Source organism: Microcoleus sp. SVA1B4 (assembly GCF_036700545.1).
Lineage (GTDB): Bacteria > Cyanobacteriota > Cyanobacteriia > Cyanobacteriales > Microcoleaceae > Microcoleus.
The window spans coordinates 11093-27875 of record NZ_JAUBPB010000083.1 but is presented as its reverse complement, the minus strand read 5'-3'; the positions used below and the strand labels follow the sequence as shown (position 1 = coordinate 27875).

Genomic DNA, 16783 nt, shown 5'->3' with positions numbered 1-16783 from the left:
TAATTCTCCCCCCCTTGCTAAGGGGGGGCCGGGGGGGGTTAATTCTCCCCCCCTTGCTAAGGGGGGGCCGGGGGGGGTTCAATCCCCAATTGCAATCGCCGGAATGGACAGCAGCGACGGTTTAGCTGATGCGATTATTCAAATTTGTCGGGCTAGCGGTGTTGGCGCAAAAGTCGATCGCACAAAACTACAAATTCCCGATATTTTCAGAGAAATTGTATCAACCGAAAAAGCTTTAGATTGGGCATTATACGGCGGAGAAGACTTCGAGTTAGTGCTGTTTTTGCCAATAACCAGCGCTCAGTTATTGGTAGAAAAAATAGGAAATGGAGCCGCGATTGTGGGAAGCGCTACCGATAGCACTGATATCTGGTTGACTGATAGCAGCGGCATTTATCCTGATACTGTATTAAAGCTCGATCGAGGATTTCAACACTTCTGAATTATCTCGCTTGTCTGCGGAGGCAGACTTTGTTTGTGTAGCCGCAGTTTCAACCGCCTGTTTTTTTGCTGTTATTGTAGGCAGTAGCCAGATTATTTTGGGTTTGCGTCCATTTTTCGCTACCGGGTTCCCGATTATTTAAAACTATTTCATAACCCGCAATGGCAATTTCAATATTATTCCCTTTATTCCCACTGGGAAACTCACTAATATGAATACTCAAATTTTCAATAAGACCGATAATTGAGCTAATTGTTTCTGAGTTTTCGCCAGCAATTAACTTTTTCGCCACTTGCTGTAAAGTCTCGGCAAAAGTGACATTGAGGAGATGCTGTCGCCCTTCCAGCATCGGGTAAATTACTGCTATATCCCCGTTGCTATCTTGTTCGGCTTGCAATAATTCTAGGAAAAAGTTTGCATACTCTTGGAAATTTTCACTCTTCGAGTTATTGCTATCTACGTCATCGTTCATATCGATGAGTGGCGCTAGGTAACGGGCTAGATGTCGGAGGAATTTAGCGCCGTTTTCGCCTCCTTGTTCTGCCAAGGTTGATGCTACTAACTCGCACGTTTCCAGAAATCCGCGATCGAGTAATTCTGAGTTATCCTGTAATATTTGCGGTTCGTCTCCTTTGGGGGCATTCAGCAGAGTGTGAATTAATTGCAGATAGGCTTGGGCGCGGGTTTCGTCCATTGTGGGGAGTTGTGAATAACACCGGGATTTATTTTATCATGCTTGGTGGGTGGCCAGAAACCGGGTTTTTGCGAGAATATTTGGTTACAGGCGAAGATTCTGGAAAAAACCCGGTTTCTTTGGTTGTGCGTAGAAAGAATGGACTCGGCGGTTTCAATCGCCGAATCATCTATTACAATTGATTTAGATCGATTCCCATTTCTCGGAGTCTTGATTCTAAAGCTTGCGATCGCGATCGTTCTTGTTGCAGCAAAGTTTCTGTCTCACTGGCGCGTCGCTCTGCTTGCTGAGCTTGTTGCTCTGCTTGTTGTCGCAGTTGCTCTGCTTGTTGTCGCAGTTGCTCGGCTTGCTGAGCTTGTTGCTCTGCCTCAATAGCCCGCGCTTGGGCCTGTCGTCGCAATTGAGCGAGTTCCACAAAACTCATAAACGCTTCTCCATCAGGGCCGAACATTTCTAGTCCCGTTTCAGATAATTGAAACCGCACGCCCAGTCTGGGACTGATCCAACCGTCTATTTGTTCGATCGCTTCTAATTCTTCCTCTTGACGTTGCCATCCTGTTAATTCTAATGTTTGTGGGTCGTACAAATAGTATTCTTCCACACCATAACGTTCGTAAAATTTGAACTTTTGAATCATCGGAGCGGGCCGATTTCCCGGCGACCAAATTTCAAACACAACTTGTGGCCCAATATTATCTTCATTCCACTGTTGATAGGAACCACGATAACCTTTTGGTCTACCAAAAACTACCATCACATCTGGTGCTTGGCAAAGTTTATTATTTCCTTCAACGGGATACCAAAGCAAGTCACCAGCGACAAAAACATTCGGGTCATTCGCAAACAATAGTTCAGAATTTTCTTTAATCCAAACGATTAATCGAAACTGCTCGGTATTATCTGACATTGGTTCGCCGTTATCGTCGGGGTAGATGATATTTTGTTTGTCGGGAGATTGCAGTTTTGTAACCATTGCTTTTTCCCCAAAATAGATGGTGATTTTATTTTAGTGTAAATGATATCAAGCGGCTTTTTTGTGGGAAACGTGTTTTCAAGATCGGAATCCTTCCTAACGCCTAGATAATGCTACCTTGGGCATTAATCTATCCAAAATTTGCTCGATCGCACTTGCAGTCCAATCAATATCAGCTTCTGTGGTTTCCCGTCCCAGACTCAAGCGAATGCCGCCAACGGCCTTAGTTTTGTTATATCCCATTGCCAATAATATCGGACTCGGAGTCAGTTTGCCGCTGTTACAAGCAGAACCGGAACTAATGCCAATTCCTGCTAAGTTTAGCTGTCGCACTAAAGTTTTACCCGTCACTACTCCTGTGTCGCCGTCGGGAGAAACAATGCAAAAACTGACGTGGTGTGGCAGCCGACAATATCGATCGCCCGTTGGTACTAAACTGGGTACGTGGGATAATCGGTCAAAAAGTCGATCGCGCAATGCAATTAACCTCGGTGTTTCCACATCTATTTCCTGCAATGCTAACTCCGCCGCCACCCCAAAACCGACAATTATCGGCACTGCGGGCGTCCCAGAACGCAGTTTCAATTCTTGACCACCACCGCCTAACATTGGCACTAATTCTACTCCCGGACGCACATAAAGCGCCCCCGCACCTTGTGGCCCGTAAAGTTTGTGACTGGAAACCGAAAGCAAGTCTACGGGCAGTTTCTGCACGTCAACTTGCAGCTTGCCGGCAACTTGAACTGCATCGGTATGAAACATGATATTGCGATCGCGCGCAATTTGTCCTAATGCCTCAATTGGTTGCAGCGTGCCAACTTCGCTTTGTCCGTAAATGATGGAAATTAACACTGTATTCGATCGCAGCGACTCTTGCAAATCCAAAGGGTGAATTCGCCCCAATTTATCAACTGGTAGGCGCGTCACTTCCCATCCCAACTGTTCGAGTTGTCGCGCGGGTTCTGCTACTGCGGAATGTTCTACGCTGGAGATAATAATATGCTGCGGCTTGGTATAAAGACGGGCAATTCCCATAATTGCCAAATTGTCCGCTTCAGTGCCGCCGGAAGTAAAAATCATCGATTCCGGTAGCGCGTTAATCAAGCTAGCAACCTGCATTCTTGCTAATTCTAAAGCTGTCGCCGCCCTTTGTCCCCACTCGTGCAAGCTGGAAGGATTTCCCCACTGCTGAGTAAGGGCTGTTTGCATGGCTTGAATCGCTTCTGGGCGGGCGGGTGTTGTGGCGCTATAGTCGAGGTAAATTTGCATGATAAATAACTAATTAATGAATGTTGACTGTTGACTGTTGACTGTTGTGAGTGGCTACCAATAGCCAATAAAACCAATAACTGATGACTAACTTCCTGGTTTGCAGACGTTGTAGTCTTCATGGGACAAAACTTTTTGGGGAGTTAAGAAAGTGCCGCAATCTTCACAAAGCATTCTGTAGTTGCGAGTTACAGGAATACTGATTATCAAACGGTTGTGACGCAGGCGTTTGCCGCCGAAATCTCTGTAATTCTTATTTTCGCCCAAAGCTGCTATAATTGTTCGGGCTTTAGTGACTACGTGGTCGGGCAGACCTCTGAGATCGATGATATCTCTAGCAAATGATGCTTCCCTCTCTTGTTTTTTGGTTTGTTTTTGTGTCAGGACTTCAACGTAATGCTGCTGCGCCACCAACTCTTGCGTGCAGCGATGGCACGCTTTACCATATCCTTTGTGACCGCACGGAAAAATTCTTTTTCTTTTAGCCATAAAGCAGCGGTATAGGGTTTGACCCACGCCCCTGAATGCTGCTACCTTACCAGTGATGCTTCCGGCATCGAGGCAGTTCTACAAGACGCAAAATCTGTTCCCTTGCATAAATTTAATAGGTTGTAACTTTACTTGATCCAATAGCTTTGAACTGTGAGAAGGCTAATAACCTCTATATTTATTAAAATTTTGTGGCTGTATTGTATTATCATTTACTCGGTTTCTGTTGTGCTGGGCTGGTGGCGATCAATCTGGCGGGCTGCGGACAAACAAAGCAAGACGTGCAGAATTTACCTCTCAGTCTGGCTCCATTGCCTCAAGACCCCTTGTTGCAAGTATACTTCAATCAGTCGATCGCTTCGAGTTATACAGAGCCTTACCGCCAGCAAACTAGACCTGGAGATGATTTAGAAAACTTGATTGCTGTGGCGATCGCTAGTGCTGGATCGACGGTAGATGTTGCGGTTCAGGAGTTTCGCTTGCCCGGTATTGCGAGGGTTTTGGCCGATCGAGGGCGATCGGGAATTAAAGTGAGATTAATTGTCGAACATATGTATAGTCGCCCTTGGAGCGATTTTACAGCTCAGGAGTTGGCGAAATTACCGGAAAGAGAGCGCGATCGTTATAACGAATTTGTGCAACTTGCCGATCGCAATAAAGACGGTAAATTAAGCGCCGATGAAATCAAGCAAAATGATGCTTTGGTAATTGTCAAAGATGCGGGTATTCCTGTAATTGACGATACTGCTGACGGCAGTAAAGGCAGCGGTTTGATGCACCACAAATTTGTGGTAATTGACGGCAAAACCGTAATCGTCACTTCTGCTAATTTTACCACAAGCGATATACATGGCGATTTCAAGACACCAGAAAGTCGCGGCAATGCGAACAATTTGCTGAAAATTGAAAATGCTCAAATAGCGCAACTATTTACTCAAGAATTTAACATCATGTGGGGCGACGGGCCCGGAGGCAAACCGGACAGCAAGTTTGGCATCAAAAAGCCGTTGCGTCAAGTGCAAAAAGTAAGAGTAGGGAATGCGACAGTGGCGGTGCAATTTTCGCCGATTTCCCAGACTTTGCCTTGGGAAAACAGTGTCAACGGTTTGATAAATCGAACTTTGGGTAGTGCGAAAAAGTCGGTTGATTTGGCATTGTTTGTATTTTCGGCTCAGCGGTTGTCAAATACTTTGGAAATTCAAGCTAGCCGGGGAGTTGCGGTGCGAGCTTTAATTGACTCTAATTTTATTTATCGCTCTTACAGTGAAGGGTTGGATATGATGGGTGCGACTTTGATGCAAGATTGCAAGTTAGAAACTGACAATCGCCCTTGGAGAAAGCCGCTGACTACGGTGGGAGTGCCGCTGTTACCAATGGGCGATCGCCTGCACCACAAATTCGGCGTTGTGGACGGCAAAACGGTGCTTACAGGTTCTCACAACTGGAGTGAGGCGGCAAATCACGGGAATGACGAGGCGCTGCTGGCGATCGATAATCCGACAGTTGCGGCCCATTTTGAGCGGGAGTTCGATCGGCTTTACAAAGGTGCAACCTTGGGAATTCCCGCCCGAATCAAACAGAGAATTGATGCTAAGAAAAAAGAGTGCGATTCACTACAAGCAGCATCAAAATCTGCGAGTGCTAAACCTCAAATTGCTGCCGGAAAAAAGTTAGTTAATTTGAATGCAGCGAGTCAGGAAGAATTAGAAACTTTGCCTGGGGTTGGCCCGAAGTTAGCCGAGAGAATTATTGCAGCGCGACAACAGCAACCTTTTACCTCTTTGGACGACGTGGCACGGGTTCAGGGCATTGGGGACAAGATTTTAGAGAGATGGCGCGATCGAGTAACTTGGTAGTTACGTTCGTACTCCTGTAGGTTGGGTTGAGGAACGAAACCCAACACTCATTAATTGGATGTTGGGTTTCGTTCCTCAACCCAACCTACACTATCTACTTTGACAACACATCAGCTCTCAAGTTAAAATAACTTCTAAACAAAATGCTATCTATTCACCTGAGAGGTAGAGAGAGATGGAACACGCCAGATTTGTTATGGGGAGGCCACAAATCAAATTTTTAGCTATTTTTATGGGGGCAATTTTTTTGACGCTAGCAGCTTTCACAGTCAGCGCCCAGCAGAGTAGCGAAGCACAATTTAGGGTCAAAAACGAAAACGCTTTTAATATTAATTTAATTCAATTTAAGCGCACTGAATATGTAGGCCCCTGTGCCGGTACTGTCTTCTCCCCTGATTCGCAAAGCGCTCGATTTGTCTCCAGCAAAACTCCTCCCGGCCCTAACAGAAGGGTAATGATTAAAAATGTGACAGATGGCATGGAAACTAACCCCTATCCCTACACAAACCGAGGTTACAACAAAGGTGAGTTTTCCGAGGATTTTGGATTTAAGTTGGGTAACAGTCACAAAACAAGAACTTTTTCGGTTTTAGAGGGAGAAAATAAGTTTCTCTATGAAATCAAAGAAAATGACCAAGTTATAGAACAGGGTGCGCTTACGGCTGAAGTTTCTATACAAAACTTAGGTACTTTTCCCCGTCAGCAAATTTGTCAAGATCGGGTAGAATGTCGGGATACTTCTGATTGTCGCGATCGTAAAGGCAGAAAAAGAAGTTGCAGACAAGAGTGTTTTCCTGTTCAACAATGTCGCTGTCCCTAACTACTTTCTGTCCAAAAATTATTTTATTTAATTAAGGCCAGAAGACAAAGAGGAATAACAAACCAGAAACAAGATAAGTTATTTTCCACGGAATAGGGGCAACCACGCAGCGCTGTTTCATTCTCTTGTAGGGGCTGCCCCCCGTGGCTGCCCCCATGTCCCAAACGCCTGTGAAATCGTCTGTGGGGGCTAGGCATTCTTGGCACTACAAGAGTCAAAAGCCTGATTTTCGTGAGAACGAAACCGCCCTGGGCAACCACGGGCGATTGCCCCTCCAATAAAATTGTTGGTTCAAGTAATTGGGTGAAAGTAAAATGCTGCTCCTAACACGATATATGTTGCTAAAAGCAGCACTCCTTCGAGCCAATTAGAGCGCCCGTCGAGACTAATTAGATTAGCAATTGTCACTGCGATGGCAACTGCAACTACTTCAAACGGATTGAAGTTTAAATCCATCGGCTGATGAATAACTAATCCGATAATCACCAACACCGGCGCTACCAGCAAAGCAACTAGCAAACTCGAACCCATTGCGACAGAAACTGACAAATCCATATTGTTTTTCATCGCCACTCCCACCGCAGTTACATATTCGGCCGCGCCGCCAACAATCGGCAACAGAATTACCCCTGTAAATAGGGGCGTTAATCCCAATCCTTTGGTAGTTTCTTCGACAACACCGACGAAAATTTCTGATTCAAAAGCAACGGCAACAGTTGAGGCAACTAGCACCCCTATCCACAACCATAAATTCGGTTTGTGTGTAGTAGATTCCTCTTTGGTATTTTGAGAATTTTCTGACTCTAGTTCTACTAAGCCAACATCGTAAAGATAGCTATGAGTTTTTAATGAAAATAGCAGAGTTAAAGCGTAAACTGCAATTAGGACGATCGCAGTTATTAACGAAAGATTCTGAATGGCTGCGGGTTCGACTCCATTGGAGGTATAAATTACCATTGTCGGCAGCAGGATGGCAATCACTGCTAGAGTCATTGTGGAACCGTTCACCCGCGCGATTATTGGCTTAAATTCTTGTTCTTTGTAGCGGATTCCTCCTAACAGCATGGAAAATCCCATGACTAAGAGCAAGTTGCTGATAATTGTACCGGTTATGCTGGCTTTCACAATGTCAATTAAGCCGGCTTTCAGGGCAACTATTGCAATAATTAATTCCGTAGCATTGCCGAAGACTGCATTTAATAAGCCGCCTATGGAGGGGCCTGTAACGATCGCCACTTCTTCTGTTGCTGTGCTCAACCAAATCGCCAGAGGTATAATGCCTAAAGCGGATGTGATGAAAACTGCAAGGGAACCCCAGTGCAAATACTCAGCGGCGATGGAAATGGGGATGAAAATTAACAGCGCTATGGAAAGAATCTTTTTGATTGACATAGGAACTCGGATGGTGTAAGGAAGGGTGATGTCGAGTTGTCGGGGCGATCGCAAAGTTGATTTTACACTATTCAACTATTCTCTGACAATTCTGGCGGCAAGTGCGATCGATAATTGGAAATATTTAACCGCAAATGCACCCAGAGCGAGGCAGATTGAATATAATAGAATGATATCGACATCGGTGAAAAGATATGTCTCAATCTGTAGTGCCAGTTGTTGAATCAAAGCAAATTGATACTTCACCCACCTTGACCTTTGAAGAATACCGATTTTATCAAACTGATTCCGATCTACAATATGAACTGTACAAAGGCAAATTAATTCCGATGCCAACCGCCACAGTTTTACATATCAAAATTTGCGAGTATTTAGTTTACAAATTGCAGCGTTACCTAGCGGAACACAATCTTGACTTAGTAGCAAAAACAGGTTTAGGAGTGAGAACAGAAGAAGATACATCTCGGATTCCTGATGTAGTTGTTTGCACTCAAAGTCTTTTGGAACAAGCTGGTGCTAGACCAGGTGCTGGTATCCTCGATTTTGAGGAAAAGCCGCTGTTAGTGATAGAGGTAGTGAGTCAAAATCGGCGCGCCGATTATGTGATTAAACGAGCTGAGTACGAACTAGGTAACGTCCCCGAATATGTAATTGTTGACCCTACACCTAACAAAGAACTGGTGCGAGTTTTAGCCTTTCCTGAAGGTGAAGACATCTATACACAAACAGATTTTGTGCCGGGGCAACAAATGGTGTCTGTAGTCTTTCCAAATCTGACATTATCAGTGAATGAAATACTGTCTCCGCCATTAGTTGAAGGGTTGATTAAAGCAGAACAAGCTCGGTTCCAGGAACTTGAGCAGCAAGCTGATGAGCAGCGCCAACGGGCTGAAAGATTGGCGGCGAGGTTGCGAGAATTAGGAGTAGATCCCGATCGTATTTAGGAGCTTTCTGTCAGAGCCCCGAATTCTTAAAAAAGTCGGGGCTCTGGGTATTCTGTTGGTTGAGGTGGGCTTGATACTGTGCAACTATTCAACCCAACGCACCCGCACAAAATGAGCTTCGCGTCCCCAGAAGTCGTGACTTACAGTAATATCAACCACACTCAAATTAAACGGAATAGCAGTTGTCACGTACCGCTGAGCCAGAGCTCCCACATCAGGAGCTAACTGAGCCGCAGCCGCCGCCGCAGCACCCAAACCGAACAGTTGCAGAATGGGCCCGCGAGGCAGGGCTAAATTGATGCCAACAGCAAGTCCTGCCGTTAGCAGCATTGCCACCGACAAATTCGTGCCACAGCGGGGATGTACAGCTAAATCCCACTCTCCGCTGGCAATCCGGTGCAAAGCCTCGCGCACTGCCTGACGCAACTGTGCAATGTTAACGTGCCCATAAAGAAAAAACCCTTGGTCTGTGGACATTCCGCCCAATAACTCATTATCGGCTCTTGCTGTGGTCGCACCAAACGATTGGCTTAGTACCCAAACAGTAGCGTGTTCCAAAGCATGAACTTGGCGCAAAGTCAAGACTTCCTTCAAACCGGGCACAAAATTGAGTTGTCGCAACAAATCAGCATCTTGAGTCCGCTGCGGGGCAAAGTCGAAGGGAAATTGGCCGGTGCGGCCGGAAGCAGAAGCAGTAGTTGTCATATCAAAACGCCTCCATTAACTCGATTAAGTGGATATTTAAAATTAGCAATTCGGTTGAGAAAAAGCCGGTCATACATTATCAATAGTTGTGGCTTTAAAACCTAGCAATGGCAGGTTTTGTGCAAAAAATATTAGCCATCAACCTGCCCTTACTAACAAATATTCCCAGTTTATTGCTCTAGCCGCTGCCCGTCGCGAAATACTCCCGGAATTCGCCGGCCTCTGGTATCGATAATTGTGCCTTTGCCGTGAGGCAATCCCTTGCGTAACTCTCCCTCATAGCGGATACCGTTGGAGAACGAACAGTTACCCCTGCCATCAAGTTCTTGAGTATAGAACTGTCCCGAACACCGACTGCCGTCAGCGCGGGTGAACGCTCCCGTACCTAAAGGCTTGCCCCCTAAAAATTGACCCACAAAGCGATCGCCATTGGCAAAAATGAATTGCCCTTGTCCCGTAGGCACGCCTACTTTTTGATCGAGAGAAAACGACCCCACATAGCGATCGCCATTAGTAAAAATAGCTGTGCCGGAACTAACTTTGCCATCTCGGAATATACCCTCGACGCGGGCGTCGTCCTTAAATATAAATTGTCCTCGGCCATTTGGTTTGCCCAGACGGAACTGCCCCTCATAGCGATCGCCGTTGGAATATATGTATACCCCAGTGCCGCTGGGCAAACCGTTAACGAACTGTCCGATGTAGCTATCACCGCTGTCATAATCGCACCTAACTCTACCTGTAGCGATAGCTGGCACGCAGCGGCCGGTTCTAGCTTCTGTTCCTTGCGCCATTGAGGGCAAGGGATAAGTAGCGTAACTACCAATTCCCAACACTGATGCAACTAATAAAGCGATTCCACTGGTCCAAGAACGGGAAATCATCAATCAACTTGCTCCTATGCGCTGTTAGATATTATCTTCTTCTGTCCTTTGTCTTTTGTCCCATTTGTTGTCAAAACTTGACTGAAAAGCTCAATCATTTATCCTTTACGAAACTCCGGGCTTGCCGTTGCGAAATACCCCCGGAAAGCGCCTACCTCTAGCATCTATCATCGTTCCCACACCGTGAGGCACTCCCTTTCGCAATTCTCCTTCATAGCGCGTACCGTTGGGGAAAGTGCAGGTGACACTAGCGTCTAGTTCTTGATTAAAAAATCTGCCGGAACAGCGAGTGCCGTCTACCCGCACCAATACCCCAGGGCCAAAGGGTGAGCCTGCAAAGAATTGTCCTTCATAGCGATCGCCATTGGTATAAAAAAATTGACCCCGCCCTGATGGTTGGCTGCTAATGGCATCAGTCTGAACGTTCCTGACGACTGCGAAGTCTCCGACGTAGCGCTCGCCGTTGGGGAAAACGACCGTCCCAGATCTCATTGTGCCGTCTTGGAACACGCCTGTGTAGCGGGCATCATCTTTAAAAATGAATGTCCCTCTACCGTTTGGCACTCCATTCCGAAAATTTCCTTCGTAGCGATCGCCATTAGCGTACACGTAGACTCCAGTGCCGTCGGGCAGGCCGTTGACGAAGTTTCCCTCGTAGTTATCGCCTCCCTCGTAATTGCATTTTACTCTTCCCGTAGGAGGGTTTCCCTGGCAGAAGGGAGAGCGTTTTCCTTCTTCTGGTGCTGGTTGAGCTATTGATGGCTGGGGATTCAAGAGATTAGTGGCGCTGCCGATACAAGAAGCAACTAATATCACCATCCCTAATTTTTGAATTGAACTGAGCATGATCGATCTCCTTTAACTTCAATTACTAATAGGGATTTTCTAGAAGCTAATACTTGCTGAAAAGTCCTCTATTTTTTAATCCCTTTACTAATTTTACCTTCAGGTTCGATATCTGCCCTAAATGCAAAAAGGCAAAAACTCTAATTTTTGCCTTTAGCATTTTTCCTGCTTTACTGTCAATTTTCAGCGTCGCGCTGAGCTATTCGGATTTGGGAGACGGCTAATAACTGCATTGGCTGGTTGTGGTTGGCGACTGGGGGGTTTTTCGCCCACACCTTTGGCTACCTCAACGCCGTTTTCCTCCAGAATCACGATCGGATCGGCTCCTTGCTTGAGATCGACCCGCTTCACCAGAACTTGCCCGTTAGACAACCGCTGCCCGACTTTGACATATCGGCTAGTTGGTTCATTCGGTACTTTGACAATCACTTGCGTCTCGTTCCCGACTTTTACCACCCCGCTGACTTCAGTGCCTGTAGCGAGGTCAGTAGAAGGCGGTGGCGGAACTACTGGGATGACGGGAGGTGGGGGCGGATTTGGGTCTACCCACTGGGGCGGGCGCTTGTCTACTGGCAGTTCCGGCAGATCCGGCACTCCTATGGGTCTCGCTGCTATGGGTTGGGGCGGGCGTGGGGGTGCTGGACGGGGAGTCGGCCGATTCCGCGCATCTTGGGTTCTACCTCCTATTGGCGCAGTTCCAGGACCTCTTGCTACCCTGGCATTGGGGTCTCTCCATTGGGGGGGGCGCTTGTCTACTGGCAGTTCCGGCAGATCCGGCACTCCTATGGGTCTGGCTGCTATTGGTTCGAGTCCAGGCGGGGATGTACGAGTACGACCTAACTGAGGAGCATTTAGCCCCGGAACTATGGGAGGCGAGCCAATTTGTCCCCCGGTGCCTCCGGGTAAGGAACCATTTCTGCCACCGCCACCTAAGCGAGGAGGAGTTCCCCCTGGAACTAGGGGCGGCGAGCCAATTTGTCCCCCGGTGCCTCCGGGTAAGGAACCATTTCTGCCACCGCCACCTAAGCGAGGAGGAGTTCCCCCTGGAACTATGGGAGGCGAGCCAATTTGCCCCCCATCACCTCCGGGAAGTAAAGAGCCTCGCGTTCTACCTGGTACTTGCTGAGTGCCGGCTCGATCGCCCCTGGGTGGGCTGGTGAGAGCAACCGTCTGATTAGGCCTGTTAATTGGGGGCGGAGCCAATAACTCGGGAAGTTCGGGTAGCACGGCCACTTGTCGCTGTGGCAGTTTGGGGAGTTCTGAGGTTGTCCCACCCGCTCCGTTGGCTCCTGGAGGGATTTGTAATACGATCGGCGGGAGCGGCCCAAAGGGATCTAACTGAGAAGGATTAGCTGTCACAGGGCCTTGGGGCACCGGCTGAAGCGGAAGCGTGGGATTCCTGTCATTGTTGTCGCCGATATTTGTTTGAGCCTGTCTTGCTCGTTCGTCTGGGTTGGTCGATCGAATTAACCCAGGAGGCTGGGCGGCTACTATTGGGGACGGGAAAGCCTGAGCTGGTGGGGTAGGGCTGGCAGTGGCTGCCGGAGATGGAGAGACTGCAATGGGGCTGGGGCTGGGGCTGACTATGTTGTTGGCCTCGTCGCCACCGCATCCTCCGATCGAGAAAGCTAGTAGTCCTATAGTCGCAAAATATAAAAGTTTGTGCATTGCCGATCGCCACCAAATCCTTAATTTCAAGATTTCCAACAAGGCTCTGCAATTACAGCCTGTTGCCGTTTATAAGTTTATCTGTGTTTCGATGTTATGCGATCGCTTGAAAATTGCCAAGTTTCCCTGATGATTCTGATCTGGGGATCGGGCGATCGGTTTTTGGGAGCGGGTTAGGATATCAGTGGCGGTCGTTGTTCGACATATTGAATTAATTAAGGTATTTAGATAATGGCAAAAGTGATTCTCAAGCGAATTTGGCGATCGGGCTTGGTTTGTGCGAGCGTTTTGGTTGGTCTGGGATCGGTGGGGGGTGGCGAGGTGCATTCTGATTCACATCAGCCAGAAACTCAGGTGATGACATTGGTGCCCGATGTGAGTTCCCAGCAGCACGCGCGGCGCAGCTATCCCGTTCCCCGCAGGGGTTCCCGAAGGGTAGGGAATCGGACTATCACGGAATCGGGATTCACAACTGGCAAATTGTACTCTCAGTTTTGGAACCCGTCAAATCCTGGTGCCAAACCCCCAGCAAATCAACCGGCTAAGCCACGGGGGAATCCACAGGTATTTCAAGCTAAAATCAAGCGTCGCGCTGGCGGGACGCCGGTGATTGATGTGGTATTTAACGGCAACAAGACTTTTGAGATGATTCTCGATACCGGGGCGAGCGGCACTTTGATTTCTCAGCGGATGGCTACTGCACTGGGAGTGAGGCCGGTGCGTACCATCAGAGCGGGGATCGCTGACGGTAGCGTTGTCGAGTTCCCGATCGGTCTAGTGCGATCGATTCGGGTTGGCGGTGCTGTGATCCAAAATGTCGAAGTGGCGATCGCCAAACAAATGCCAATAGGTCTGCTCGGTCACGATTTCTTTGGCAATTACGATGTCAAAATTAAAAAAGATGTTGTAGAATTTTATGTCCGCTGAAAGTGAGCTGAGTCGGAAACCGATTTTTGCTCAACTCGTGTCCTTTACAGTTATTCGCAACCCGGTCAAGGCTTTTAAATTTATTGGTTGAGGCGGTAGCAAAATGCAACCAAGTGTGGTATGGTTCTTAGTGTTTAAAGAGCCACCGACGGTTAAACTATCCGTGAAATCCGGCCACAAAAGCAGGGCTGCTGTTGGTGAGATCGGTAACAGTCTCCGACAACGATTCACACTACAAGCCAAGGCAATCAATTAAACAATTCGCCAAGCAGGTCGAAATAAGTTCCCAAAATGCTGTGGTTGAGGGAATTTTGGTTGTCTTTGTTCAGCCGGAGCCTAAAAAATATGTAAACTGATTAGCGGCAGATGTTCCGCCAAATCGGAAATCATGACGATCGAGAAATTAACTATTGTAAATAAGGTATTCGCATGGCACAAGCGTCTGTATCTCCTGTAGTGCTGATTATTCTAGACGGCTGGGGTTATCGTGAAGAAAAAGACGGAAATGCGATCGCCGCTGCGAAAACACCCGTGATGGACAGTCTCTGGGCCGCTTATCCCAGAACTCTGATTAAAACATCGGGCCGGGCGGTAGGGCTGCCAGACGGGCAAATGGGTAACTCAGAGGTTGGTCACTTGAATCTGGGCGCGGGCCGCGTCGTTCCTCAAGAGTTGGTGCGGATTTCGGATGCAGTGGAAGATGGTTCTTTGCTGGACAACCGCGCGCTGGTTGGGCTTTGCGAGAAAGTCCGCGCCACGGGCGGCAAGTTGCACCTAACTGGTCTTTGTTCTGAAGGTGGGGTTCATTCCCATCTCAGTCATATTAAGGGTTTGCTGCAATTAGCAAAGGCACAGGGAATTTCTGATGTTTGCATTCACGCGATTACAGACGGCCGTGATACTACTCCGAAAGAGGGTGTCGAAGCTCTAGGCAAGATTGAAAGTTATATCGCAGAGGTCGGGGTCGGTCGGATTGCGACCATTAGTGGTCGCTACTACGCGATGGACAGGGACAAGCGCTGGGATCGGGTGCAGCGCGCTTACGAGGTGATGACGACTGAGGGTGCGCCTGACGGTCGATCGGCTGTTGATGTGTTGCAGGCATCTTATGCTGAAGGAGTGACCGACGAGTTTGCAGCTCCGACTCGGATTTCTCCGGGGGCGGTGGCATCCGGGGATGGGGTAATTTTCTTTAATTTTCGCCCGGACAGGGCTAGAGAATTGACTCAGGCTTTTGTATCTCCCGATTTTAAGGGGTTTGAACGGCAGTTAATTGAGCCGCTGGCGTTTGCGACTTTTACTCAGTACGACCCGAAACTTTCGGTAATGGTGGCTTTTGAACCGCAGAATTTGAACAATATTCTGGGCGAGGTGATTTCTAAGCACGGTTTGCAGCAGTTGCGGACGGCGGAAACTGAAAAGTACGCTCATGTGACTTATTTTTTTAATGGGGGTCTGGAAGAGCCTTTTATCGGGGAACACCGGGAGTTGGTGCAGAGTCCGATGGTGGGGACTTACGATGAGGCGCCCCAGATGTCGGCGGAGTTGGTGACGGATGGGGTGGTGACGGCTTTGGAAAGAGGCATCTATTCGTTTATGGTGATTAACTACGCTAACCCGGATATGGTTGGTCATACGGGGATGATGGATGCGACGATAGTTGCGATCGAAACTGTGGATAAATGTTTGGGGCGGCTGGTGAGCGCCATTAGTAAAGCTGGGGGAACGGCAATTATTATTGCTGACCACGGAAATGCTGAGCAGATGTTTGACGAGGACGGGAATCCGTGGACGGCTCACACTACTAACCCAGTGCCGTTTATTCTGGTAGAGGGTGAAGGTCGGAAGATTCCGGGTCACGGGACGGATGTTCCTCTGAGGGCGGATGGTTGTTTGGCGGATATTGCGCCGACGATTCTGGAGCTGTTGAGGTTGCCTCAGCCCCCGGAGATGACGGGACGCTCTATGATACGATCGCCTGAGTTTGAAGTTCGTGCTAATCGTACTCCGGTGCGAGTTCGATTGTAGTAGGGACGCAGCAGTAGGGACAAAGGCGCCGTGCATTGGTGTCAACTTAAGCTGTAATCCGCCCAGTCCTCCCGCCCATCCGGTAGTCCGCCAGGGAATGAATTCCCTGTCTAATAGCGAAAGTCCTCTCAAGAGGACTAATGAGTTTAAAAATTCGGCGTTGCTGAATTGGGGTATGAAATTTGTAGGGGCAATCCCCCCGTGGTTGCCCCACCGCTGACAGCGTAAGCACTTAGAATTACCCCATCAGGCAAAATCATACTTGGATTCAGCAGTACCAAAATTCTTCTTTTCAGTCCTCTTAAGAGGACTTTGGCTTTGAGGCAGGGAATGAATTCCCTGCCGGACTGCGGGTTTGACGTTAAGTTGACACGAAGAAGGGCTCTTGGAGTGTCTCTGCATAAATTGTGTGCGATCGACCAAATTTGATATCATAATAAATTACCGATTACTAATTACCAATTACCCCACATTATGAATATTGTTTCTGTTTTACAAGTTATCTGGTCTTTGTCTGCTTTAGGACTGGTGATTTTTGTGTTGCTGCACAGTCCTAAAGGCGATGGTATTGGAGGGATTGGCGGACAGGCTCAATTGTTTACCAGCGCCAAGAGTGCAGAAACGAGTCTGAACCGCATTACTTGGGGTCTGTCTATTGTTTTTATGGGTTTGACTGTGATTTTGAGTGCTGGTTGGTTGGCGCCTAAGTTATAAGATTTGGATTTTTAACCACATTAGCTCACGGGCGAGACGCCCGTGCCACATTAGTTCACGGGCGAGACGCCCGTGCCACATTAGTTCACGGGCGAGACGCCCGTGCCACATTAGTTCACGGGCGAGACGCCC

Annotated in this window: 15 protein-coding genes and 1 pseudogene; 7 read left to right on the top strand and 9 right to left on the bottom strand. The window is 48.0% G+C overall.

Annotated features, from left to right (window positions below; translation table 11 throughout):
• Positions 1 to 442 (top strand): annotated as a pseudogene (locus QT987_RS26350) (thiamine-phosphate kinase); the annotation flags it as partial.
• 49 nt (positions 443 to 491) lie between these two features.
• Here the strand turns inward: QT987_RS26350 and QT987_RS26345 are convergent.
• The 4 genes from QT987_RS26345 to QT987_RS26330 all read right to left on the bottom strand — a co-directional run bounded on the left by QT987_RS26345 (position 492) and on the right by QT987_RS26330 (position 3867).
• Positions 492 to 1136: a hypothetical protein gene (locus tag QT987_RS26345; RefSeq protein WP_333246109.1), complete on the bottom strand. Its 645-nt coding sequence runs from the start codon at positions 1134 to 1136 to the stop codon at positions 492 to 494.
• Positions 1137 to 1308: 172 nt separating this feature from the next.
• Positions 1309 to 2109, bottom strand: coding sequence for a Uma2 family endonuclease (locus QT987_RS26340; RefSeq protein ID WP_333246107.1), 801 nt, complete (start codon positions 2107 to 2109; stop codon positions 1309 to 1311).
• A 96-nt stretch (positions 2110 to 2205) separates the two neighbouring features.
• The gene (locus QT987_RS26335; protein WP_333246105.1) at positions 2206 to 3378 is read right to left on the bottom strand and encodes a cysteine desulfurase family protein; all 1173 of its coding nucleotides are present in this window, start codon (positions 3376 to 3378) and stop codon (positions 2206 to 2208) included.
• An 87-nt stretch (positions 3379 to 3465) separates the two neighbouring features.
• Complete coding sequence (locus tag QT987_RS26330; protein WP_333057640.1) at positions 3466 to 3867, bottom strand: DUF7682 family zinc-binding protein; 402 nt, start codon at positions 3865 to 3867, stop codon at positions 3466 to 3468.
• Between the two features lie 191 nt (positions 3868 to 4058).
• On the opposite strand from QT987_RS26330, the gene QT987_RS26325 reads away from it, so the two are divergent.
• Together QT987_RS26325 and QT987_RS26320 are read left to right on the top strand one after the other, a co-directional pair.
• The gene (locus QT987_RS26325) at positions 4059 to 5723 is read left to right on the top strand and encodes a DUF655 domain-containing protein (protein WP_333246103.1); all 1665 of its coding nucleotides are present in this window, start codon (positions 4059 to 4061) and stop codon (positions 5721 to 5723) included.
• A 196-nt stretch (positions 5724 to 5919) separates the two neighbouring features.
• A complete protein-coding gene (locus tag QT987_RS26320) occupies positions 5920 to 6543 on the top strand; it encodes a hypothetical protein (RefSeq protein WP_333246101.1) in 624 nt (207 codons plus the stop codon).
• Positions 6544 to 6834: 291 nt separating this feature from the next.
• Here QT987_RS26320 and cax read toward each other — a convergent pair whose 3' ends face one another.
• Entirely contained in the window at positions 6835 to 7935 is a 1101-nt protein-coding gene (cax, locus tag QT987_RS26315; protein WP_333246111.1) for a calcium/proton exchanger, read from the bottom strand.
• Positions 7936 to 8129: 194 nt separating this feature from the next.
• Here cax and QT987_RS26310 point away from each other — a divergent pair, with 194 nt between their 5' ends.
• Positions 8130 to 8879: a Uma2 family endonuclease gene (locus QT987_RS26310; RefSeq protein ID WP_333246099.1), complete on the top strand. Its 750-nt coding sequence runs from the start codon at positions 8130 to 8132 to the stop codon at positions 8877 to 8879.
• Between the two features lie 84 nt (positions 8880 to 8963).
• Here the strand turns inward: QT987_RS26310 and QT987_RS26305 are convergent, their stop codons facing one another.
• From QT987_RS26305 to QT987_RS26290, 4 genes are all read right to left on the bottom strand, one after another.
• Positions 8964 to 9584: a DUF6391 domain-containing protein gene (locus tag QT987_RS26305; RefSeq protein ID WP_333057633.1), complete on the bottom strand. Its 621-nt coding sequence runs from the start codon at positions 9582 to 9584 to the stop codon at positions 8964 to 8966.
• Between the two features lie 170 nt (positions 9585 to 9754).
• Entirely contained in the window at positions 9755 to 10468 is a 714-nt protein-coding gene (locus QT987_RS26300) for an MORN motif-containing protein (RefSeq protein WP_333057632.1), read from the bottom strand.
• Between the two features lie 105 nt (positions 10469 to 10573).
• Positions 10574 to 11314, bottom strand: coding sequence for an MORN motif-containing protein (locus tag QT987_RS26295; RefSeq protein WP_333057631.1), 741 nt, complete (start codon positions 11312 to 11314; stop codon positions 10574 to 10576).
• Positions 11315 to 11497: 183 nt separating this feature from the next.
• The gene (locus QT987_RS26290) at positions 11498 to 13012 is read right to left on the bottom strand and encodes a hypothetical protein (RefSeq protein WP_333246097.1); all 1515 of its coding nucleotides are present in this window, start codon (positions 13010 to 13012) and stop codon (positions 11498 to 11500) included.
• Positions 13013 to 13213: 201 nt separating this feature from the next.
• On the opposite strand from QT987_RS26290, the gene QT987_RS26285 reads away from it, so the two are divergent.
• The 3 genes from QT987_RS26285 (at position 13214) to secG (ending at position 16651) form a co-directional block, all read left to right on the top strand.
• A complete protein-coding gene (locus QT987_RS26285) occupies positions 13214 to 13909 on the top strand; it encodes a retropepsin-like aspartic protease (RefSeq protein WP_333246095.1) in 696 nt (231 codons plus the stop codon).
• A gap of 429 nt (positions 13910 to 14338) precedes the next feature.
• Complete coding sequence (gpmI, locus tag QT987_RS26280) at positions 14339 to 15937, top strand: 2,3-bisphosphoglycerate-independent phosphoglycerate mutase (protein WP_333246093.1); 1599 nt, start codon at positions 14339 to 14341, stop codon at positions 15935 to 15937.
• Positions 15938 to 16411: 474 nt separating this feature from the next.
• Positions 16412 to 16651, top strand: a complete 240-nt coding sequence (gene secG, locus QT987_RS26275) for a preprotein translocase subunit SecG (protein WP_190659521.1) — start codon at positions 16412 to 16414, stop codon at positions 16649 to 16651.
• Positions 16652 to 16783 lie beyond the last annotated feature (132 nt).